The sequence below is a fragment of the Bacillus sp. 41-22 genome, assembly GCF_025809295.1.
Classification (GTDB): Bacteria; Bacillota; Bacilli; order Bacillales; family Bacillaceae_G; genus Bacillus_A; species Bacillus_A mycoides.
Map to the genome: position 1 here is coordinate 190,735 of NZ_CP084035.1, position 21,115 is coordinate 211,849.

Below are 21,115 nucleotides of genomic sequence, written 5' to 3' on the forward strand. Positions count from 1 at the left end.
AAGTTGCATTTTATCCCGCATTAACGGGCAGTAAGATCCTCGCCTCAAAATTCAGTGAAAGCAAAGAAGTTAGGGGGGATCAACTGCCCGTAAAAGCCCGATTGGTGAGGGCTGATTAAAGTTTCACTTTATTTTTCAATTTTTGCCCATTTGAAGTTTAATTGACCTGCAAAGTCTACTTGCACAATGCCTTTCACATAAGAACGCTCTAAATAAGATTCTCCTTTTTGGTAAAGAGGAGCGATAACAGAGTCCTTAAATAAGATTTTTTCTGATGCTAGTAACGCTTCCCAGCGAGCTTTTTCATCACCAGCCAAAGTAGTTTTAACTTTTTCAATTGTCTCATCAAACTCTTTATTAGAGTAATGATCTAAATTGTAAGGGTTATTCGTCGTAAATAGTTCAAGGAATGTAATTGGATCAGCAAAGTCAGGGCTCCAACCGTCAATTCCAATCTCGTAGTCACCTTTTAATAAGAGTGAAACTTGTTGTTTACGTGGTTGCGGTTTTATATTTACCGTTAAGCCATCTAAATTCTTTTCTAGTTGTCCTTTTAGGAACTCACCAGTTTTCTTCTCAAGGTCACCATCACTTGTTAATAATTCTAATGTTATCTTTTCAGAACCAAGTTCTTTTTTTGCTTTCTTCCATAATTCTTGTGCAGATGTTGTATCAACTTTTGTTAAATCGCCGTTTGCAGTACGGAAGTCTTTTCCATCAGGCCCTTTTGCAAAGTTTTTCGGCACGAGACTAAAGGTTGGTGTAGAGCCATCATTTAATAACGTATTTACAAAAGATTTTCGATCAATTGTTTGATCGATTGCTTGGCGTGCAGAAACGTTTTGAAGTACTTTGTTTTGCTGATTCATACGTAAAAACTGTACCCCTACGTTCGGACGTTCTTTAAAGTTAGCATCCTTTTTATATTTATCAACGAAGTCAGATGTTAGTTTTATACGGTCTAATTGTTTGGATTCGAATAAATTTACTTCTGTTGATTTCTCTTTCACAACGTTGAAATTGATTTCTTCGAGTTTGACATTATCTTTATCCCAATAGGTAGGGTTTTTCTTAAATTTAAAGCTTTGTTCATGCTTCCAATCGCTTAGTGTAAAAGCTCCGTTGTACAAGATTTTGTTATCTTCTAAAGCGTACTTATCACCTTGTGCTTTAAAGAATTCCTCGTTGATTGGTAGAAATGTTGGGAACGCCGTTAAGCTAATAAAATACGGAACAGGGCGCTCTAATTCTACTTCAAACGTATGGTCATCAACTGCTTTTATACCAAGTTGATCGGATGGGAGTTCTTTGCTATTAATTTTTTTAGCGTTTTTAATATCCAGGAATAAAAAAGCATATTCAGAAGCTGTTGCTGGATCGACAGCTCTTTGCCAAGCGAAGACAAAATCTTTCGCTGTTACAGGTGTGCCGTTCGACCATTTTGAATCTCGTAAATGGAATGTGTATTTCGTTTTATCAGCACTTACTTCATGAGATTTCGCAACGCCAGGAACAGGTTTATTACCTTCACCAAGATTGTATAAACCTTCAAATACGTTTCTCATTACTTGACCAGAATCAGTATCTGTAGCACGAGCCGTATCCATTGTTCGAATCTCAGTAGGAGAAGATAAGTTTAAAACTTGCTTACTAGGTGCCTCATCTTTTGCATTTGCTCCGCTCGCTTCGTTTTTATAACTACCGCAACCAGATAATAAAATACTTACTCCTACAACTGATGCAATACCGGGTACAAACTTCTTTTTCATTTGATTTTCCTCCTAAATAGTTAATAAGATTGGATGATGATGAGGGAAATGAAAAACAAAAAATCCCTCTTTTCGTATTGAGAAAGAGGGATTTTTACGTACAAGTTATGCACCCGTATATAAACGAAGTCCCTCATTCTATCTTTCAAGCACAAAGCTTGCAGGAAGTGGCACAGTATTCAAAATGAACCTGCTGCCGAGGTTTCAAAGGGCCAGTCCCTCCACCTCTCTTGATACAATGAGTAAACAAATAAATTTTATTAATTTTTGTGTTTCTTTGATAATTCAAAATCTTACACCTTAGATAATGAAGTGTCAATCAAATGGGATATAGTTTGAATTTTCAGTTTTATTTTTTTAAAAAAACCACTGCATATGGCAGTGGTTTCCCTACTAGAAGTTAAAGTTATCTGGATCTGGACCAACGCGATGATTTTCATTTAAAGCTTGAATTGCTTTCATATCATCCGAGCTTAATTCAAAGTCAAAGATGTTTGCATTTTCAATAATGCGGTGTTCTTTAATAGACTTAGGGATTGTTACAACTTCATTTTGTAGATCCCAACGTAAAATAACTTGTGCAGTCGATTTATTATATTTCGTAGCGATTTCTTGTAATGTTGGGTGATTAAGTAGCTGCCCCTGCATTAATGGTGACCAAGCTTCAAGCTGGATGTTATGTTCTTTACAGAAGGCATGTAATTCTTCTTGTGCTAAACGTGGGTGGTATTCCACTTGGTTAACCATTGGTTTAATTTCTGCAATTTCAAATACGTCTTGCAAATGGTGAATATGGAAATTACTCACACCGATAGCACGAACACGACCATCTTTATAAAGCTGCTCTAAAGCTTTCCATGATTCAGTGTATTTTCCTTTTACAGGCCAATGTACTAAATATAGATCTAAATATTCCAGACCTAATTTTTCTAATGTAGTTTCAAATGCTTGTAGTGTTGACTCGTAACCTTGATCACTATTCCACACTTTTGAAGTGATGAATAACTCTTCACGAGGAATACCAGATTCTTGAATTGCCTGTCCAACGCCTTCTTCGTTTTTATATATCGCAGCAGTATCGATACTACGGTATCCATTTTTTATAGCTGCTTTTACAGAATCAATTACTTCTGTACCATCTTCAACTTTAAAAACACCCAAGCCGAACCAAGGCATTTTCACGCCGTTATGTAATGTTGTATAGTCGTTTAAACTTGTTAAAGTCATATTAATTCCCCCTAGCTTTTTTATTGGTCGCTTCAACTGCTTGTTGAATGACTTCTGAAAAATTATTTTCATATAGAACTTTTAAGCCTTCAGCCGTTGAGCCTCCTGGTGTTGTTACTTGTTCGCGGAGCATAGCTGGATCCTGATTTTGCTGGAGCATAGCGGCAGAGCCAGCAATCATTTGAATGACAAGGTGTTTTGCTGTTTCCTCATCAATCCCATAGCTTTTCGTTGCTTCAATTAAACCTTCAGCAAAGTGATAGAGAAAAGCGGGTGCACTACCAGTAACTGCGGTAAGTTGGTGAACTTCCTCTTCGGTACAAAACTGTGAGGTACCGATACCTTTTAAAAGAAGTTGTAACGTTTCTTGATGTGTTTCATCTACAGAATGTCCCGTCGTATATAAGGAGATAGACTTTCCAATCCCAGCAGCTGTATTTGGCATAATCCAAGCAACAGGTGTCCCTTGGGGAAGTCTTTCTTCTAGATAAGATGGTCCGATTCCGGCAGCAACTGTCACGACAAATTGATTAGTTAGAAGAGGGGATAGATCCGCTAATAGCTGTTCATGTGCGACAGGCGGCATTGCTAAAACGATTGTATCTACAGATTTAATATGCTGTTTCCAATCTGTTGTAATCGATAGATCATATTGAGTTTGTAATTGCGTTAGTTTTTCTATGTTACTTCGGTTGGAAACAATAATTTCTTCGATGTATTCTTTACTTGTTGTAAGTAGTCCAGTAAATATAGCTTCTGCCATACGACCGGCACCAATAAATAAAATTCGATGTTTATTAGGCATATCCTTTATTCCTTTCTGATGAGAATATGTTATAAAAAACGATACCATTTTTAAGAGAATTTTGTAAAAAGAAATGGCTTATCGTAAGTGGAATAGATGAGTGGGGGGGGTTACAGGAGAAAATTTATAGTAAGTATAAGAGTTATTTCTTATACTGTTGATAGGGAGTTTATTACATATCTGGGGAGAGATAAATATGGTTAGAAGTCCACTTTTTTTACTCATTTCTAGTATTATTTGCATATTAGTTGGATTCTATATCCGATCAAGTTATATTGAAATTTTCGCATCGGTTATGGGGATTATTAATGTTTGGTTACTTGCAAGGGAAAAGGTATCAAACTTTTTATTTGGGATGATTACAGTTGCGGTATTTCTGTATATTTTCACTACACAAGGCTTATACGCAATGGCAGTATTAGCAGCCTTCCAATTTATATTTAATGTGTACGGTTGGTATTACTGGATTGCGCGTAGTGGAGAGGAGAAGGTAAAGCCGACAGTTCGCTTAGATTTGAAAGGATGGATTATTTATATACTTTTTATTTTAGTTGCTTGGATTGGTTGGGGATATTATCAAGTCCGTTATTTAGAATCGACAAGTCCATATTTAGATGCTTTAAACGCTGTATTAGGATTAGTAGCTCAATTTATGCTGAGCCGAAAAATCTTAGAAAATTGGCATTTATGGATTTTGTATAACATAGTTAGCATTGTGATTTATATTTCAACGGGCTTATACGTCATGTTAGTATTAGCTATTATTAATCTATTTTTATGTATCGATGGCTTGCTAGAATGGAAGAAAAACCATAAAGAGCGAGAACGTGTAAATAATTATATTTAGAAAATAATTGTAATCAAAAACCCCCCTGAAGCATATACGTTTCAGGGGGGTTAAATATAGTGTGAATTTATGCTTTTGTCATACCAAGCAATACAGCGCCGCCGATAATTAAAACACTACCTAGTGCAATAAAGATCAATTGACGTTTTGTTTTCTTTTCACCTAAGAAGACAATCGCACCGAATGTTGAGATAACGATTCCAGTTTGAGATAATGGGAAGCTTGTCGCTACTCCGACACGTGGTAATGAAAGAAGTAAGAATAAGTTTCCTGTTCCCCATAGTAAACCAGATAAAGCATTACGAATTGCATATTTGTTAAATGGTTTATGTTTAGACGTCAGTACAACCGCACCAACGAACATACCAACTGCCTGTGGTAAAATAGCAGACCAACCATCAATGTTATACCAACGAATAATAATTACATATACAAGATAACCGAAAGTAGAAACAATTAAAGTAAGAAGTCCCTTTTTCAATTGTCCTGGTGGCTGTGCATTTTCTTTATCATCTAGTGATGTGAATACAACACCAACTACGATTAATAGGATTGCAATCGTTCCCAGAACAATCGTTGTTGTAGTAGTCCACTCACGGAAAGCGATAACCCCAAAGATAGAAGTTGCAACAAGTTGCATACCAGTAGAAATCGTTACAGTAGTTGAAACACCTAGTTTTTCAACTGTTTTTAATTGGTTTACTTGTCCTAAAGCCCAGAATAAACCTGAAATAAAACCAACAATCAAGACTGTCATTGTTAAAGCTGGTTGAGTAAATACATACATAACTGTTGCGAAGAATAGAGCACCGATTGTCATACCTACCGTTTGGCTATATGCACCACCGCCCATTTTTACGCTTACTAATAAGATGTTTCCCCATGCGATTGCAGGAAGAAGCGCTAATAAAATGTCCATTACAAGACTCCCTTCGGTTTTCTATACCAATATAATTACATATCGTTCTAACGATCGGTAATGCCCCACTAATAGAGTAGAAGATTACCGATCGCTAAAACAGGATGAAGAACTTACGATATAAATGCGTTTTCATTTCTTCACTTTTTGAAACACTTTCATATAATAACAGGAAATTACCTATTTTAGAAAGTGAATTCAAATAAAATGTATATTTAAATAAGAAATAAAATTCAGTCATTATTTAGGCCATTTTATTTTTCGGGAAATAAAAAAAGCAGCTTTTGTCGAAAACTGCTTTAGGAAGTGGTAATTCGCTTGTTAATGATTTGAATACATAATAAAAATAGTAATGACATGCTAATTGTTATGATGACAAGAGTCCAAGCGAGTTGCATATTACTTGCATCAATAGCCATATAAATTGCAGTTGGAATCGTTTGTGTTTTGCCAGGTATATTTCCTGCAAACATTAAAGTAGCACCAAATTCCCCGAGTGCGCGAACGAAGCTTAAAATCATACCGCTAAGTAGCGCGGGGAATGCAAGTGGGAGTGTAACGTGTAGAAAAACTTGATATTCACTCGCACCAAGGTCGCGCGCACCATCTTCAATTTGCACATTCGCGATGGAAAATCCTGTTTTTGCTGATTGATACATGAGCGGAAATGCAACGACTGTAGAAGCAATGATAGCAGCAGTAGATGTAAACATAATGGACTGCTGAAATAATGATTCAATCCACTTTCCAACGGGACTGTTATTTCCAAAAATGATAATTAGAAAAAAGCCGATAACAGTTGGTGGAAGCACCATTGGTAATAAGAAAATAGTTTCTAGTAGTACTTTATATCGCCACGAGGAGCGCGCTAATGCTCGTCCAATAATCGTTCCTAAGATCGTAACGATAATGGTGGCGCATGCAGCTACTCGCAAGGATAGAAAGACAGGTGACAAAATTGTATCAAAGCTCATAGCAATTATGGCAGGATTGTAAATCCATATTTCTTAAAGATAGATTGTGCATCTTTTGATTGCAAATACTCATAGAATGAAGTCGCCTCTTTCTTATGCTTAGATTCCTTTATAACACCTAAAGGATAGTGGATTGGCTCATGAGAATTAGCCGCTACCGCCTCTACAATTTTCACCTTGTCTGAAACGAGAGCGTCTGTTTTATATACAATACCAGCATCAACATTACCTGTTTCTACATATGTTAACACTTGGCGAACATCTTTTGTAAATACGATTTTATTTTGAACGTCATTCCAAAGATTTTCATGTGTGAGAGAAGCTTTTGCATATTTTCCTGCAGGTACAGATTCGGGTGTACCAAGTGCGATTTTCTTGATTTTCGCATCCTTTAAATCTTGAAATTTTGTAAGAGAACTATCTTTTGGAACGACTAGAACTAGTTCATTTCCAAGAAGGTTTTTCCCTTCTTTTTCATTAATGAATCCTTTTTTAACAAGAGTTTGGAATTTATCTTCTGCTGCAGAGAAGAATAAATCAGCAGGTGCACCTTGTTCGATTTGTTGTTGAAGTGCACCAGAAGCACCGAAGTTAAAAGAAAGTTTAATGTTTGGTTCTTTCTCTTTATATTGTTTTTCAATTTCTTTTAGTGAATCTTGTAAACTTGCAGCCGCTGATATAGTCAGCTCCACTGATTTTCCCTCTTTAGCAGCTGACTTTTCTTCGCTTGAACAAGCTGCACTGAATATAAGGAGAAAAGAAAGTATAAGTACCCCAATGGATCGTAATGTAAATTTGTTCATAAAAAATCCCCCTTCGTTTACTAAACTAATTATAACTAATTATAACTAAATATAACTATTTATAATTGAATATAATTTGAACGATATAGTTGTTTTTAAAAACTAGGAGAAATATTCTTTTCTTTGTTACAATGAAGGAAGAAAGTGAGGAATCGTCTATGGATCATCATTCCTACACAACGGAAGAAGTAGCAAAGCGATTAAAAGTATCAAAACTAACTGTATACGACTTAATTAAAAAAGGAGAACTGCCTTCTTATAGAGTTGGTAGACAGATGCGCATTGATGCAGCTGATTTAGAACAATATATAAAGCAAATGAAAACAGGGAAGGTACAATTTACTCCTGTAAAGAAGGACGAAATTAGTAGTTCGAATACACGCATCATTAGTGGTCAAGAACTAACGTTAGATATGTTGGCAAAGCATATAGAAAATCGATTGCCAAATTCTAATATATTGAGAGCGTATCAAGGTAGTTTAACGAGTTTAGTGAAGATGTACCAAGGAGAAGGAAGCGTCGTTAGTTTACACTTATTTGATGGTGAAACGGGTACATATAATGTTCCTTACGTAAAACGTATTTTAGTTGGACAACCATATATTATGATGAATTTATTAGCAAGAAATGTTGGGTTTTATGTGCAAAAAGGGAATCCACAAAATATAAAAACATGGGCTGATTTAGCTCAGTCATCTATACGATTTGTAAATCGAGAAAAAGGTTCTGGTATTAGGGTGTTAGTGGATGAGCAATTGCGAATTCAAAAATTAAGTAAAGAAGATATTAACGGGTATGAATGGGAAGAATCGAATCACCTTGGCGTTGCCTCGCAAGTCGCGAATGGAAAAGCTGATATTGGGGTAGGATCAGAAAAGTTTTCCCAAATTGTGAACGTAGACTTTATTCCAATAATGAAAGAACAGTATGATTTAGTACTTCTGAAGAATAAAGAAAATGAGGAACTTATTGAGGTTATAAAAGAGGTTTTGCAATCTGAAGAGTTTCACAATGAATTAAAGGCAATTGGTGGATATGATATAAGCAAAACAGGCCAAATTATATATGAAACAAACTAAAAGGCTGCTTGTCTATAAGACGAGCAGCCTTTTCTATATATAAAGGGGTTGGGGGAAACAAAGTGTTAAATAAGACTTTGAGCAAGTGCATAAATGAATGCAGTAAGAAGAGTAGCTCCACTTGCAAGTCCGATAAAGTCTGATTTGTTGAAAGTAATGTTGTTCATTATAATCTCTCCTTATTTGTTTAATGTAGTTGCAACTGCTTTTGCATCGATAAGTGCGGATAGCACCATGCCCATTGTATTGAAAAATTTGTTTGATTTCATTTTGTTCATCATGCGTATCCGCTCCTTTTCGAATTGTTGTTGCCCTGCTTTCTGTCTTAATTATATGAAATATAGCAGCCTGCAACTATCGAATTGGCTTACGTAAGACTTACACTTTTGTAAGAAAAAAAGACATTCGTGTAAGAATGTCTTTTAAAGCATATTGATATGATGATGTGCTTCAATTGTTTTTAAAAAGCTTCGCATCGAATTGGTCATGTAACTATCTTTACGGCGTATGAAAACAGTTGAAATACTACCATATTTCTCTGGAATTGGATGACAGTGTACTTTACCTGCTGTAGAAAGGTGCTGCACCGCAGACTGGGGGACGAGTGTAATCCCAAGACCGAGCGCTACGCTATTTAATATAGTTTCTAATATGTTAAACTCCATAATTCTTTTTGGTAGCAAACCTTCATCTTTAAGCCATCGTTCAAGCTTGGAACGGTATCCACATCCTTGATTAAAAACGAGTAGGGGCGTCGTAGTAAATTCTTCTATATGAAAAGCTTTATTTTGTGTAACAAGCATTAATTTCTCAGTACTAACATCGTATTGTTCAATTAGTGGATGTTTAATAGGACCTGATATAAAGGCGCCATCTAATTGGTGATCGAGTACTTCTCTAATAAGCTCTTCCGTTAGACCAGCTTGTAATGATAAATCGACATTTGGATAGCTTTTGTAGTAAGAAGACAAAATGGTAGGCAATGTACTGACTGTTTCGACTGTACCGATTTTTAATATACCAGATGGTGTTTCACTATCTAAAAACACTTGTTTTAGCTCTTCAACATCTTGCAAAATTTTATGAACGTAAACGAGCATTTTTCTTCCTTCAGCTGTTAAAGTCATGCCTCGCTTATGACGGTAAAAGAGAGGTGTTTTCAGCTCGTTTTCTAATTGTTTAATACGTGCGGTTACATTTGATTGTACGTAATTTAATTCCTTTGCTGCGCCGCTTACACTACCGCGGTCGGCAACGCTCTGGAAGATTTGTAAGTCTCGTAATTCCATTTTATGCTCCTCCTTGATGTTAACTATCATTATAAATGATAGTTAACATCATTTTGAATCATTTTACGTGATATATTTTTTCTTTTACAATTCTCTTTGTGCAAATAGAAAGAAGCGGGGGATTGTGGTGAGAAAAGGTCAAATGATAATAGGTGCTTTGGCATGTTTAATTGCAAGTATGTCATGGGGAGCGATGTTTCCGGTTGCTGATCATGCTCTAGAATACATAGATCCATTTTATTTTTCGTTTATTCGTTATGGTGCGGTAGCAATTGTATTGATTGTATTATTGCTAATGAAAGAAGGAAAGAAGGCATTTCGCTTAGAAGGAAGAGGGAAGTTACTCGTCTTTTTTGGAACAATGGCTTTTACCGTATATAATGTATTAATTTTTCTAGGACAAATGTTAATGGGAAAATCAGGTGTAATGGTAGCTTCTATTATGGAGGCGCTTATGCCAATGATTTCAATTTGTATTTTATGGGGATATAAAAATATAAAGCCGAAGAAATATATGATAACGAGCATGATTATTGCGTTTGTAGGGGCTGTATTTGTTATTACGAAAGGTGATATGAGTTTCTTTTTAACATTGAAAGATAACATGTTTTCGCTAGCATTTATATTTGTTGGTGTTGTAGGATGGGTTATTTATACGATGGGTGGTCAAACGTGTAGTGATTGGTCAACATTACGCTATTCTACTTTGACATGTGTATTGGGTACAACTGTCACAGGGATTATAACTGTGGTCATTACAGTGCTTGGATATGTATCTGTTCCAAGTATGGAAACGATTTCTATTGTGAAGTATGATTTGTTATTTATGATGACATTACCAGGTATCGTAGCACTACTTGCTTGGAACTACGGTGTGAAAATCTTATCATCCATTAATGGTATTTTATTTATTAACTTTGTGCCAATTACTACTTTAGTTATTATGATGATGCAAGGGTATAAAATAACAACATTTGATATTGTAGGAACATTATTTGTTATTGCAGCGCTTATTCGTAATAATGTTTGTCAGAGAAAAGAAGAAAATATAAATAAACAAATTTTGCAAGAAAAGCAATTGCGTCAAGCTGTTTAATAGGCAACTGGAGGATTTTATATGTTAGAAAGTTTATTGTTTTTCTTTGCTGCTGGAGTTGCCTGCGAGCTTGCAGCAATTAATCGAAACGGTCGTAAAAATATAAAACAACAAGCTGAATTGATACAGCTTTTAAAAGACTTGAAGGAAAGAAAAAATTAAAAGACGACCGGGCATAGACGGTCGTCTTTTCTATTATTATTTATATAAAGGGGAAAGGGGACACAAAGTTATATAAGCGTAGCAGCGTAAATGAAAGCAGTAAGAAGAATCGAGCCGCTAGCTAGTCCTAAAAAATCTAATTTATTAAAAGTCATGTTATTCATTATAAATTCTCCTTACTTGTTTAATGTAGAAGCAACAGCTTTTGCATCGATAAGAGCGGAGAATACCATGCATATTGTATTTAAGAAATTGTTCGTTTTCATTTTGTTCATCATATAGATCCGCTCCTTTTCAAATGGTTGTTGTTACTTTCTGACTTAATTGTATAAGATAGTGGAGGGAGCCGCTATCGAATTAGCTTACAAGAAAATTACACTTTTGTAAGAATTGAAATTTAACAATAAATACTTATTTTTATTACCAACTCCTAAAACTTAGTGTTATAATCGTTGTAAGAAAATGATTATACTTCGGATATTCAGAAAGGAACGAAACAAATGTATAAACCAATTACATTTTCGTTGAAATATATATTTAAAATGGCTGGGAAGGTAGAAGTACAAGGGAGAGAGAAATTACCGGAAGGTGGCCCTTACGTTGTTGCGTGTACACATACAAGTTTTATGGATGTTTTAATGTTAGCGGCAGGAATGTACCCAACCCAAATTCATTACATGGCAAAAAAAGAATTGTTTGAAGGGAAATTTAAAAATTGGTTTTTTAAAAATGTAAATGCATTCCCTGTAGACCGTGCGAATCCAGGGCCAAGCACATTAAAAATTCCATCACGTTTATTAAAAGAAGGAAAAGTAGTAGGGATTTTTCCGAGTGGGACGAGGTCATCAGAAGACGTTTCACTAAAAGCTGGGGCTGTTACGATTGCAATGCGTTCTAACGTTCCGTTAATACCGGCAGCTTATGTTGGTCCATCAAGTATAAAAGAATTGATAAAAGGAAAAAAAGCGCGATTAGTTTTTGGAGACCCAATTCAAATCGATGCTGAAGAACAAATAGACCGAAAAACGGCTATGAAAATGATGACAGATGAATTAAATGCAAAGTTTGAAGAACTAAAGGAAGTTTTGCAGCCGAATCAAAAATAAGAAAAGACGATCGTGCATAGACGGTCGTCTTTTCTATTATTATTTATATAAAGGGGAAAGGGGACACGAAGTTATAGTGTAGCAGCGTAAATGAAAGCAGTAAGAAGAACCGTGCCGCTAGCTAGTCCTAAAAAATCTAATTTATTAAAAGTGATGTTGTTCATAATGCATTCTCCTTACTTGTTTAATGTAGAAGCAACAGCTTTTGCATCGATAAGAGCGGAAAATACCAAGCTCATTGTATTTAAGAAATTGTTCGTTTTCATTTTGTTCATCATATAGATCCGCTCCTTTTCAAATGGTTGTTGCCCTGTTTCTGACTTAATTATATGAAATGTTGCGGAGAGTCACTATCGAATTAGCTTACAGAAAAATTACACTTTTGTAAGAAAAACGAATGAAAGTGTCATGATGAGAAGATTTGACATATGTTCATGTGATTCATTAAGTTAAAAGTAGAGGTGAGTGTATGGCTAATATTAAAGATATTGCAAAGATGGCTGGGGTTTCAGTTACGACTGTTTCGAGGGTATTAAATGATCATCCATATGTAAGTGAAGAAAAAAGGAAAGTTGTTTTAGAAATAGTTGAGAAATTGAATTACTCGCAAAATGCAAATGCTGTTCATTTATCAAAAGGGAAGACGAATATTGTTGGCGTGATTTTACCTTATATTAATCATCCGTCTTTTGATGCGATGGTGGGTGGAATGATGGAAGTTGCGTTAGCTCATAATTACAGGGTGCTTCTTTGTCAAACGAACTACAATAAAAAAGAAGAAATGAAAAGTTTACATATGTTGAAAACAAAGCAACTAGACGGTCTTATCATTTGTTCTCGTGCTAATGAGTGGGAAACTATAGAGCCTTATGCAGCGTATGGGGCGGTTATTGCTTGTGAGGATAATGATATTGAAAGCATATCGAGTGTATATACAGATCATTTTAATGCCTTTCAATTAGGGATGAGTTACCTTATTGAAAAAGGTTATAAGAAGATTGGATATTGTACGGGAAGAAAGTTAGGGCCAAGTAGTAAGAAACGTTTTGATGCTTATAAACAACAGCTACAATTAATAGATGAAGAAGTGATGGAAGATCGGATTTTCACAGAATGCTTTACGTTAGAAGATGGTGTAAGAGTTGCACATCAATTCAAGGAGATGGAGAATCCTCCTGAAGCATTAATAGTGGCAGGAGATGAAGTTGCTATTGGGATCATGACAGAAGTTGAAAAATTAGATATTGAAGTTCCTGAGGATTTAGCGATTATTGGTTTTGATAATCAACCGATTTCTCAAGTTTTACAACTGACAACCATTGACCAAAATTTAAAGGGAATAGGTAAGACGGCTTTTGAAATGTTTTATAGGCAAGTAAGTGATGAGGGTTCTAAACAAGAAAAGATGGAAATTCCGTATAAACTTGTGGAACGCTCGACGGTTTAGTATTTATCCGTTATGTGTATAATCACATAACGGATTATTTTTTGAAATGTCTTTGACAGGAAACGCGTTTCATACTTTATAAAAGAGTTACACCGGTCTGTAATAATCCATGGATTCTTTTCAAGTGCTAAAACAATGAATAGAATTTGGAGGAATATGCATGAATGAACTTTTATTAAGTATGAAAAAATATGTAGAGGATGACGAAAAGATTTTAGCGTTTGTCGTAGGGATATTTGAAAAGGATGACTTTACTTTATGTTATCAACATGGGATTTTTGTTGCCACTACTAGACGTCTTCTATTTTACGGGAAATTTTCGTGCTATCCTGCGATATTTGAAGAGTATTCATATTTGCATATAGATGACATAGATTTCCGTCCATATTTCGAATGTACTTGTAATCGTGAAACCATTAGAGCTAAGTATATTCAGAGTGGGAATGTGGAGCGCTTTGTCCGTACAGTTAGAGCTAATATGAATAATTAATCACCCCTTTGTTTAAACATAATATCTTGGTCTTTGTGAGGGGAAATGCGGAATAAAAACAACTTCTAAACCTCTAGGAGATAGTGATACAATGTCAAATGGGGGGAGGTATGAACTATGGTTAATCAACGTATAAAGGAAATAACACTAATTACAATTGGTTCATTATTATTCGCAATTGGTATTAATTACTTTGCAATTCCAAACCGTTTATCAGAGGGTGGAATTATTGGTTTAACGGTTGTTACGTACTATTTATTTGATTGGTCACCAGGAATTGTGAATTTTGGTTTGAATGCAATTTTATTAGCTGTAGGTTATAAATTTTTTGATAAGAAAACGATGGTTTACACAATTATAGGTATTGTGGAAACCTCTTTGTTTTTATATGTTACAGAACATATCGAATATCAAGTAAATAGTGATACGTTACTAGCAGCTTTATTTGCTGGTGTATTTGTAGGTATCGGATTAGGCTGTATGTTCAAAGCTGGAGGTACATCAGGAGGATCGGCAATTTTAGCTCGACTAGCAAATCAATATTTAGGTTGGAGCGTTGGTAAAGGCGTACTTATTATTGATATCGTTGTAATTGCGGGTTCTGTATTTATAATAGGACAAGAAAAGGCAATGTATACACTTGTAGCTGTATTTGTCGGAGCGAAAGTAATTGATTTCATCGTGGAAGGTATGGATACAAAAACAGCTGTTACAATCATTTCAAATCAACCGGATTTAATACGTGAAACTATTACAAAAAACATGACACGCGGTGTCACTGTATTAGAGGGACGCGGCGGATATACTGGTAAAAATAAAGAAGTTTTATATATCGTTATTAATAAACAAGAGCTTGTTAAGTTAAAGCAAGTTATTAGTAGAGTTGATGAAGATGCCTTCGTTGTCATTCACGATGTGCGTGATGTACTTGGCGGTGGCTTTAAAGCAAGCTAAAAGGTGAACGAGAAAATTCGTTCATCTTTTTTTTAGCCCGTAAACGCCCGATTGGTGAGGGCTGATTAAAGTTTCACTTTATTCTTACAAAAATGTAAGGGTAATGTAATGGGATTGAATGGTAGATTAAATTCCTGCTCTTTAGAATGGATGTATAAGTATCCTGTAGAGGAGGAAGATCAGTATTATGAAGAAAAAAATAATTACTACTGTAATAGCCATGGTAGTGATAGTGGTAGTATTACTACCTACGAAACTTGGACCGGTTATTGATAAATATAATCCGCTTTATACGACGAAAGAATACTATACAATTGTGGATGCGATTGGTCAGCATGTCGGTGATGAATGGTATGAATATGAATTTATTGCATTTGATGAACGTGGAAGAGAACAAAAAATAAAGAAGACTGTTAAGCATATGTTAAAGAGAGATGAAGCATTAAAGGTGTACGCAAAAGGACGCTACGGCGAGGCAATTGAAGAAATTGAAGCTGGAAATATTCCTATTAATGCGAAGAGTAAACTTTTAACGATGAGATAGCGAATTATACCCCCGCCTATTTTTTGTCGAAAATAAAAATACTAGGTAGGGGTATTTTAGATTCGTGAAAAAGCCTTAGTCCATATGGACTAAGGCTTTTCTTATTATATAAGGGGGAAGGGGGTACATTGTAGTAGCATGAGTGAAAGGTATAAGAAGAGTCGGCTACTAGCAATGTAATTTGGTTATGTGAGTATTCTTCTTATTTGGCTTACTTTCTAACCTTATTGTACAAAGTATAGGTAAGGGGAACTATCGAATTACATTACACATAGCTTACAAATATGTAAGACTCCTGTAATGCAATTCGATAGTTAAAAGATAGTAAATTTAATATAGTGTAACTAGAAAGTCTCATTTTATTACTTTCTGATTCGCAATGTTAATGAAGAACGAAAAACCAACTAACTTTGAATAGTCCTCATCTTAGCTTAAGATGAGGCTTTTTTCAAACCTTACAACATTGTAAGGTTTACGTAAGTTAATTCGATAGTAAATTTGTCATATTTTTTGCATAATAGATACAAATAGATAAAAAATAATTAGGGATATATTAAGAAGGGAGAAAACTGGGATGCGTAAAGAAGAAGTAGTGAAGTTTCCAATTAAAGATTTCTGTAGCTACTTTACTGTTGCCGTAGTATGTATTGGATTATTTGATATAATAACAAATTTAATTGTTAACTAATATAGATGATAAAACAAGAAGGAAGACCCTTTCTTGTTTTTTTTATGGGGGCATAAAGATGAAATTGATTGATAGCCATATACATGTTGATCAATATGAGAATAAAGAGAAAAGTAGATTATTTATAGATGTGGAAAACAGTAAAGAGATACAAGGGCTTATTGCAGTATCTATGAATTATCAATCATGTCTAGAAACTTTATCTTTAGCAAAGCGATATCCTTTTGTACATCCAGCAATAGGTTTTCATCCGGAGCAGCCGATTCATAAAGAGGAATGTGAGAAAATTTATAAATTAATTGAAGATCATGTAGATGAAATTGTTGCGATTGGTGAAGTGGGACTCCCATATTATTTAAGGAAAGAAGATGAAAATATTGCTATTGATCCATACATAGCGGTGTTAAAAAAGTTTGTGGAACTAGCTAGTAAATACGATTTACCAATTATATTGCATGCGGTTTATGAAGATACTGACACTGTATGTGGTTTACTTGAAGAATATAAAGTTTCGCGTGCACACTTTCATTGGTTTAAAGGAAGTGAAGAGACAATGAAACGGATGATGAGGAACGGTTATTATATTTCCATCACACCGGATGTTTTACATAAGGAGAAAATTAGAAAAATAGTTTCGTATTATCCGCTTGAATATATGATGGTAGAAACAGATGGGCCGTGGGAATTTCAGAAGGATACGATGACACATCCTTATATGATAAAAGATGTATTACAAGAAATTAGTATAATAAAAAAAATATCAGTAGAGAAAGTTACTGAGCAAATATATGCGAATACGGTGCGATTTTATAAAGTTAGTGAGTCATAAAAAAACACCAAGCATCTCGCTTGGTGTTTTTTTTATGACTCTAATTTTTTCGCACGTCTTAATAATAAAAGAAAGACAATTATAATGAACCCAATTATAAGGAAGAACCCATATTGTTTTATATAATCAATTATGTCATTCGCACTTGTTGGTTTTTCAACGTGAATGCCTTCTTTATTAGTAGTAATATGAATATCTTTCATTTTTACTTCATTCATGTCTTTTTGTAAATCAATCCACTCTATGTTTGGAATACTTTCTAGTTCTTTTAATACTTCTTTTAATGGTTCAACGCCCAAGTAAGGATGATAAAATGCACCGATAATTCCATCAGATAGTTTAGTGATAGATAAAGCACGTTCTTTCATTTTTGCTATAGCTTGTGGCTTCCCTTCTTCAATAAAGCCAACAGTTTCAGGAATTAATTTCATCCCATGCAAAAATGACGGTGTACTTATATAAGCTGGTGAGTGCATTGATTTCCAAGTTGTATCGTTTAGTTGTATTTGTCCTACATAAGTTGAAAAATATTGTGATAGTATTTCATATCCTTTTTGAGACATTGTATAGTGCGGAGCTTCAAAGGCAACTGGATATAATTTAGCTTCTACAAGCTCTGTAATCCCTTTTTCAATATGATCTTTAATATATTTTTCTTCGAAGGCTTTCCCGTTTTTTACGTATTTATTATAGTCTTCTGTAGACTGAAAATCTTTTTTTGTTTTTGATTTTTCATGGTTTGGTTGGCGAATTGGTTGATCTGTTTTTACATCCCAAAATTCAAAACCTTCGCCAGTTTCACTATCATAAAACTGATGTGTGTAACCATGCATAACGATAGAGCCACCATTATCTTGCATAAAGTGTAAAACATCGATTAATTCAGAGTTATCCTTTAAATGTACTGTTTTTCCTGTGTCTGGATCTTTGTAAACAGGGATAACGGTAATCATATAAGGGAGCTTTTTCTCTTTTAGTAATTCAGCGATTTCTTTTAATTGCTTTACATCTACAGCTGGATGAACGTCTTCAAGACGTAAATAAGCTGAAGTTTTATTTGTTTCAGGTTTTTGTCCGAAATAAGAAAATAACATTTCACCGACGTAATGAGACATCCAATCGAAAAGGTTTGGAGTTGCAACATAATAGGATGTTCCTTGCTGAATGATTAACGGATGAGTTCCATCAGCACTCAAGGCGTAAGCAAGAGTTGTTCCTTTTGTTTCAATTTTCTTCATTAAGCGTTCTTCATGTAATTCATTTTTTAACTGGTTAGTCGGATATTCTATAGTGTGAATTCGTATATCGGTTTCTTTCGAGGTAATGAAAGAAAAACGATTAGATAATTGTTCAACATTTTGTCCTAAAACTAATATGGGACCTGAGAAGTTTTCTAGAAATTGTTTTGCTGCAATAGAAAAATCTTCTTTTTTCTCTCCGATATAAACAATATGTGTATAAGAAGAGGATTCAGTACTTTCCTTTACTTCCTTTAAGCTTTTTACTGTTATATCTTTTGTAAAGTGCCCTAACTGAGTATTAAGGATTTGTACATTGTTTGTAATTTTGTTGTCTTCTGTACTATACAAAACGAGTACTTTTGATTTTGATGATGTTTGTGCAGAGGTATGTATAGGAATGAGTAGTAAAATGCTGAAAAAGATTAGTAGAGTTCTTTTCATTTATTTATGCTCCTATTCTATATATAGAATTCAATTTACAATTATATACAAGAAATAAGTTATAGTCCATGTAAGTTACATTTTTGCACGTATTTACCATATGTTTTTTCGCAAAATCGGTCTAAAGCATGATGATAATATGTATAGTAATTTGCTATGATTGAAAGGTAAGAGAATGATAGAGTGTTGGTAATTGTAAAAGGAAGGCTGAAAGGGGACAAATTTCAGCGGAGAAAGAGGTAGAGGTAGTGAAGAAATTCTTTGTAGGATTTTTAGTTGTTCTTGGAGTGTATTTATATTTCCAAGGAAAGTCTGAAGGAATGGGTAAGCTAATGAATGAAACAAGCTATGTTGATTCAGAAGAAGCAAAACAGATGAAACAAATCATTATAGAGGAAGCAAAGAAAGTAAACCTTCCGGAATGGATACCTCTTACAATTGCCGAACATGAAAGTAGGTTAAATCCAAGAAGTGTTGGAGATAACGGAACTTCATTCGGATTGTTTCAATTACACCGCGGTGGTGGGCTTGCGCCAGATCATTTAACTGATGAAGAGCTGAAAGATCCACGTACAAATGCGCAAATTGCAATGCCGCATTTAATGAAAGGTTATAAGCGCGGGGTGCAAAAAGGTTTGACTGATTTTGCATTACTGAAATATATAGCGAATACATCTGGATGGCCAGGGAATTTAGGACCAGAGTGGACGGATAACAATATGAAGTATAACATCGGATTAGAGGATGTATACTATCGAAATAAAGGTGTAATCAAAGAGTAGGTTTTCTATACCTACTCTGTTTTTTTATGAATAATTTCATCCTTTTCTTTCGCGAAATACTGCGCTAGTTGTATTTTCACATCTTCTAGTTTTGTAGAAACTTGCGGTATTTTATATCCTACATACAACGGTGAAACGACAAACCTAGGAACAACTTTACAAATGATTTTCCTGTTTAAGTAATAGAAGAATAAGTTATAACTACTACATCCTTTATGGAAATCTGTCAGTATGTAACGTACAGTTTGCTGAATATAATTGGCCATTTCATCTATAAATGCAATATCTTCAATGATGATATTAAATTCAGTAAAGCCGATAATAGGACGCTCTGAAATATTGAGTTCAATGCGTTCATTTTTTTGAACAATTACCCCTTGGAAATTTGCTTCCTCAATATTTTCAAGATAGTCTACATGTTTCATTCCGATAATTTGCATATGTGCATGATGCAAACTTCCGCCTGAAAATGGACCATGATTTTTGTATAAAATCACAGAAGTGAATTCTTCATTTTCCTGTAAGTTTAACCAATGGAGAATAGAGAAGCGAATTAGTTTTCTCATATGTTCTTCTGTATATGTTGCGATATGGTCTTCGCAATTATCTGTTTCGATTAGCACGGTTTGAAAGGTATCCTTTAATGTAGGAAATTTATTTTTTAACCAAATAATAGAGCCCTCAGTTGCTAAAATATCCGTTAAATTTTCTCTGTCACAAAAAGGACATGCAGCGCTTCTGTTCCGAATGCTTTCTGGTTTTTGTTTACCGATATCGTTTAAAAAATATAGTTGTTGTGTATCCATTTGTATATGCCCCTTTAAAATATATGTAAAAATCCCGCTTAATACATTCGGGAAAAGGAGAAGGAAATCCTTTAAAGGGAATAGAGAAAAATAAAAGACAAGATATCCTCATTGCAATAGGGTACCTTGTCTTTTATTTTTTCTTTAATAGTGTGTATGGATAATATAGAGCATTTTCATTTTGTTTCTTTTTTCTATTTTTTATTGTGTATAAGGCAATTGCTGTACTTGCGATTACAATAATGGCTTTCTTCATATTCATATACCCCTTTTTATTGTTGGTTTAATTCTTGGCTAACTGCTTTCGCATCAACTAAAGCATGTAAGATCATTTTTAGCATGTTCATCATAGTTCTTTCCTCCCTTTTATAGTTCGTTTAGTTCTTTTACAACTGCTTGTCCGTTCACTAATACCTCAAAGATTGCTTTTACGATTTCTTTCATCATGATTGTTTCCTCCTTGTTTTTGTCTCTCTTGTTTATATCTTTATTGTATAGGGAGGCATCTTTTCGTACTATCGCTTTCCATTACGTGAACATAACAGTTTTGTAAGATTTGATGTCACTTATTGAAATGTTTAGTCTATCTTCATTATTTTCAGAAAAATGACTATTCAAACATAAATCGGGGAAGTATAATAAAGAAGTAAGTATTAAATTCCGTACGAAAGGAGTGAATGAGATGAAATGTTCTTTAGCTACGCGCGCAAAATTTTTAGATTATATCTATATTTGTCGTGCGATTTTTCATGATGCAGTTGTTAACGGGATACGTATGCCCTTTTTTAACAATTGCATAGTAGCTATTGAACGATAG

The 21,115-nt window shown here is 34.5% G+C and carries 25 protein-coding genes and 1 riboswitch; of the genes, 12 read left to right on the forward strand and 13 right to left on the reverse strand.

What is annotated here, in order from left to right; translation table 11 throughout:
* Window positions 1–128 precede the first annotated feature (128 nt).
* The 3 genes from LCF45_RS01100 to proC form a co-directional block, all read right to left on the reverse strand.
* Window positions 129–1,769 carry a peptide ABC transporter substrate-binding protein gene (locus LCF45_RS01100; protein WP_002187524.1) on the reverse strand — a complete coding sequence of 547 codons (1,641 nt, stop codon included), beginning with the start codon at window positions 1,767–1,769 and terminating at the stop codon, window positions 129–131.
* A gap of 135 nt (window positions 1,770–1,904) precedes the next feature.
* Window positions 1,905–2,009, reverse strand: a riboswitch (SAM riboswitch).
* A gap of 153 nt (window positions 2,010–2,162) precedes the next feature.
* Entirely contained in the window at window positions 2,163–2,996 is an 834-nt protein-coding gene (locus tag LCF45_RS01105) for an aldo/keto reductase (protein WP_002063472.1), read from the reverse strand.
* Window position 2,997: 1 nt separating this feature from the next.
* Window positions 2,998–3,801, reverse strand: coding sequence for a pyrroline-5-carboxylate reductase (gene proC / locus LCF45_RS01110; protein ID WP_002124750.1), 804 nt, complete (start codon window positions 3,799–3,801; stop codon window positions 2,998–3,000).
* Window positions 3,802–3,997: 196 nt separating this feature from the next.
* Between proC and pnuC the strand changes: the two genes are divergently transcribed.
* Window positions 3,998–4,648 (forward strand): nicotinamide riboside transporter PnuC, encoded by a 651-nt coding sequence (gene pnuC, locus LCF45_RS01115; protein WP_002091429.1) that lies wholly within the window; start codon window positions 3,998–4,000, stop codon window positions 4,646–4,648.
* A gap of 67 nt (window positions 4,649–4,715) precedes the next feature.
* Here pnuC and LCF45_RS01120 read toward each other — a convergent pair whose 3' ends face one another.
* From LCF45_RS01120 to modA, 3 genes are all read right to left on the reverse strand, one after another.
* Entirely contained in the window at window positions 4,716–5,567 is an 852-nt protein-coding gene (locus tag LCF45_RS01120; protein WP_088265795.1) for a GRP family sugar transporter, read from the reverse strand.
* A 299-nt stretch (window positions 5,568–5,866) separates the two neighbouring features.
* On the reverse strand, window positions 5,867–6,541 hold the full coding sequence (modB, locus tag LCF45_RS01125; protein WP_078206733.1) for a molybdate ABC transporter permease subunit: 675 nt from the start codon (window positions 6,539–6,541) through the stop codon (window positions 5,867–5,869).
* Window positions 6,542–6,546: 5 nt separating this feature from the next.
* Window positions 6,547–7,344, reverse strand: a complete 798-nt coding sequence (gene modA, locus LCF45_RS01130; protein ID WP_002169309.1) for a molybdate ABC transporter substrate-binding protein — start codon at window positions 7,342–7,344, stop codon at window positions 6,547–6,549.
* A gap of 131 nt (window positions 7,345–7,475) precedes the next feature.
* On the opposite strand from modA, the gene LCF45_RS01135 reads away from it, so the two are divergent.
* On the forward strand, window positions 7,476–8,423 hold the full coding sequence (locus LCF45_RS01135) for a helix-turn-helix transcriptional regulator (RefSeq protein ID WP_033708172.1): 948 nt from the start codon (window positions 7,476–7,478) through the stop codon (window positions 8,421–8,423).
* A gap of 65 nt (window positions 8,424–8,488) precedes the next feature.
* Here the strand turns inward: LCF45_RS01135 and LCF45_RS01140 are convergent, their stop codons facing one another.
* Window positions 8,489–8,590 carry a DUF3948 family protein gene (locus LCF45_RS01140; protein ID WP_002124760.1) on the reverse strand — a complete coding sequence of 34 codons (102 nt, stop codon included), beginning with the start codon at window positions 8,588–8,590 and terminating at the stop codon, window positions 8,489–8,491.
* A gap of 255 nt (window positions 8,591–8,845) precedes the next feature.
* Window positions 8,846–9,712, reverse strand: coding sequence for a LysR family transcriptional regulator (locus LCF45_RS01145; RefSeq protein WP_002029391.1), 867 nt, complete (start codon window positions 9,710–9,712; stop codon window positions 8,846–8,848).
* 127 nt (window positions 9,713–9,839) lie between these two features.
* On the opposite strand from LCF45_RS01145, the gene LCF45_RS01150 reads away from it, so the two are divergent.
* A complete protein-coding gene (locus LCF45_RS01150; RefSeq protein WP_002124765.1) occupies window positions 9,840–10,808 on the forward strand; it encodes a DMT family transporter in 969 nt (322 codons plus the stop codon).
* Between the two features lie 21 nt (window positions 10,809–10,829).
* The gene (locus LCF45_RS01155) at window positions 10,830–10,970 is read left to right on the forward strand and encodes a YrzO family protein (protein WP_002063481.1); all 141 of its coding nucleotides are present in this window, start codon (window positions 10,830–10,832) and stop codon (window positions 10,968–10,970) included.
* A 68-nt stretch (window positions 10,971–11,038) separates the two neighbouring features.
* Here the strand turns inward: LCF45_RS01155 and LCF45_RS01160 are convergent, their stop codons facing one another.
* Window positions 11,039–11,134 carry a DUF3948 family protein gene (locus LCF45_RS01160; protein WP_002124767.1) on the reverse strand — a complete coding sequence of 32 codons (96 nt, stop codon included), beginning with the start codon at window positions 11,132–11,134 and terminating at the stop codon, window positions 11,039–11,041.
* Window positions 11,135–11,470: 336 nt separating this feature from the next.
* Between LCF45_RS01160 and LCF45_RS01165 the strand changes: the two genes are divergently transcribed.
* A complete protein-coding gene (locus LCF45_RS01165; RefSeq protein ID WP_002124771.1) occupies window positions 11,471–12,076 on the forward strand; it encodes a lysophospholipid acyltransferase family protein in 606 nt (201 codons plus the stop codon).
* Between the two features lie 71 nt (window positions 12,077–12,147).
* On the opposite strand, the gene LCF45_RS01170 is transcribed toward LCF45_RS01165, so the two are convergent.
* The gene (locus LCF45_RS01170) at window positions 12,148–12,240 is read right to left on the reverse strand and encodes a DUF3948 family protein (protein ID WP_012260201.1); all 93 of its coding nucleotides are present in this window, start codon (window positions 12,238–12,240) and stop codon (window positions 12,148–12,150) included.
* Window positions 12,241–12,545: 305 nt separating this feature from the next.
* Between LCF45_RS01170 and LCF45_RS01175 the strand changes: the two genes are divergently transcribed.
* The 5 genes from LCF45_RS01175 to LCF45_RS01195 all read left to right on the forward strand — a co-directional run bounded on the left by LCF45_RS01175 (window position 12,546) and on the right by LCF45_RS01195 (window position 17,028).
* Complete coding sequence (locus LCF45_RS01175) at window positions 12,546–13,523, forward strand: LacI family DNA-binding transcriptional regulator (protein ID WP_263894434.1); 978 nt, start codon at window positions 12,546–12,548, stop codon at window positions 13,521–13,523.
* Window positions 13,524–13,683: 160 nt separating this feature from the next.
* Window positions 13,684–14,013 (forward strand): PH domain-containing protein, encoded by a 330-nt coding sequence (locus tag LCF45_RS01180; RefSeq protein WP_002091410.1) that lies wholly within the window; start codon window positions 13,684–13,686, stop codon window positions 14,011–14,013.
* Window positions 14,014–14,130: 117 nt separating this feature from the next.
* On the forward strand, window positions 14,131–14,967 hold the full coding sequence (locus LCF45_RS01185; RefSeq protein WP_002009911.1) for a YitT family protein: 837 nt from the start codon (window positions 14,131–14,133) through the stop codon (window positions 14,965–14,967).
* Window positions 14,968–15,154: 187 nt separating this feature from the next.
* Window positions 15,155–15,511, forward strand: a complete 357-nt coding sequence (locus LCF45_RS01190) for a YxeA family protein (RefSeq protein WP_002009906.1) — start codon at window positions 15,155–15,157, stop codon at window positions 15,509–15,511.
* A gap of 746 nt (window positions 15,512–16,257) precedes the next feature.
* The gene (locus tag LCF45_RS01195; protein WP_059037985.1) at window positions 16,258–17,028 is read left to right on the forward strand and encodes a TatD family hydrolase; all 771 of its coding nucleotides are present in this window, start codon (window positions 16,258–16,260) and stop codon (window positions 17,026–17,028) included.
* Window positions 17,029–17,060: 32 nt separating this feature from the next.
* On the opposite strand, the gene LCF45_RS01200 is transcribed toward LCF45_RS01195, so the two are convergent.
* On the reverse strand, window positions 17,061–18,710 hold the full coding sequence (locus LCF45_RS01200) for a DUF2334 domain-containing protein (protein ID WP_000831642.1): 1,650 nt from the start codon (window positions 18,708–18,710) through the stop codon (window positions 17,061–17,063).
* Between the two features lie 248 nt (window positions 18,711–18,958).
* On the opposite strand from LCF45_RS01200, the gene LCF45_RS01205 reads away from it, so the two are divergent.
* A complete protein-coding gene (locus LCF45_RS01205; protein WP_000713256.1) occupies window positions 18,959–19,492 on the forward strand; it encodes a transglycosylase SLT domain-containing protein in 534 nt (177 codons plus the stop codon).
* 11 nt (window positions 19,493–19,503) lie between these two features.
* Here LCF45_RS01205 and LCF45_RS01210 read toward each other — a convergent pair whose 3' ends face one another.
* Together LCF45_RS01210 and LCF45_RS01215 are read right to left on the reverse strand one after the other, a co-directional pair.
* Entirely contained in the window at window positions 19,504–20,298 is a 795-nt protein-coding gene (locus LCF45_RS01210; RefSeq protein WP_078206734.1) for a DUF4931 domain-containing protein, read from the reverse strand.
* A 133-nt stretch (window positions 20,299–20,431) separates the two neighbouring features.
* The gene (locus tag LCF45_RS01215; RefSeq protein ID WP_002029408.1) at window positions 20,432–20,560 is read right to left on the reverse strand and encodes a hypothetical protein; all 129 of its coding nucleotides are present in this window, start codon (window positions 20,558–20,560) and stop codon (window positions 20,432–20,434) included.
* A 420-nt stretch (window positions 20,561–20,980) separates the two neighbouring features.
* On the opposite strand from LCF45_RS01215, the gene LCF45_RS27000 reads away from it, so the two are divergent.
* On the forward strand, window positions 20,981–21,115 hold the full coding sequence (locus LCF45_RS27000; RefSeq protein WP_000650295.1) for an RAxF-45 family protein: 135 nt from the start codon (window positions 20,981–20,983) through the stop codon (window positions 21,113–21,115).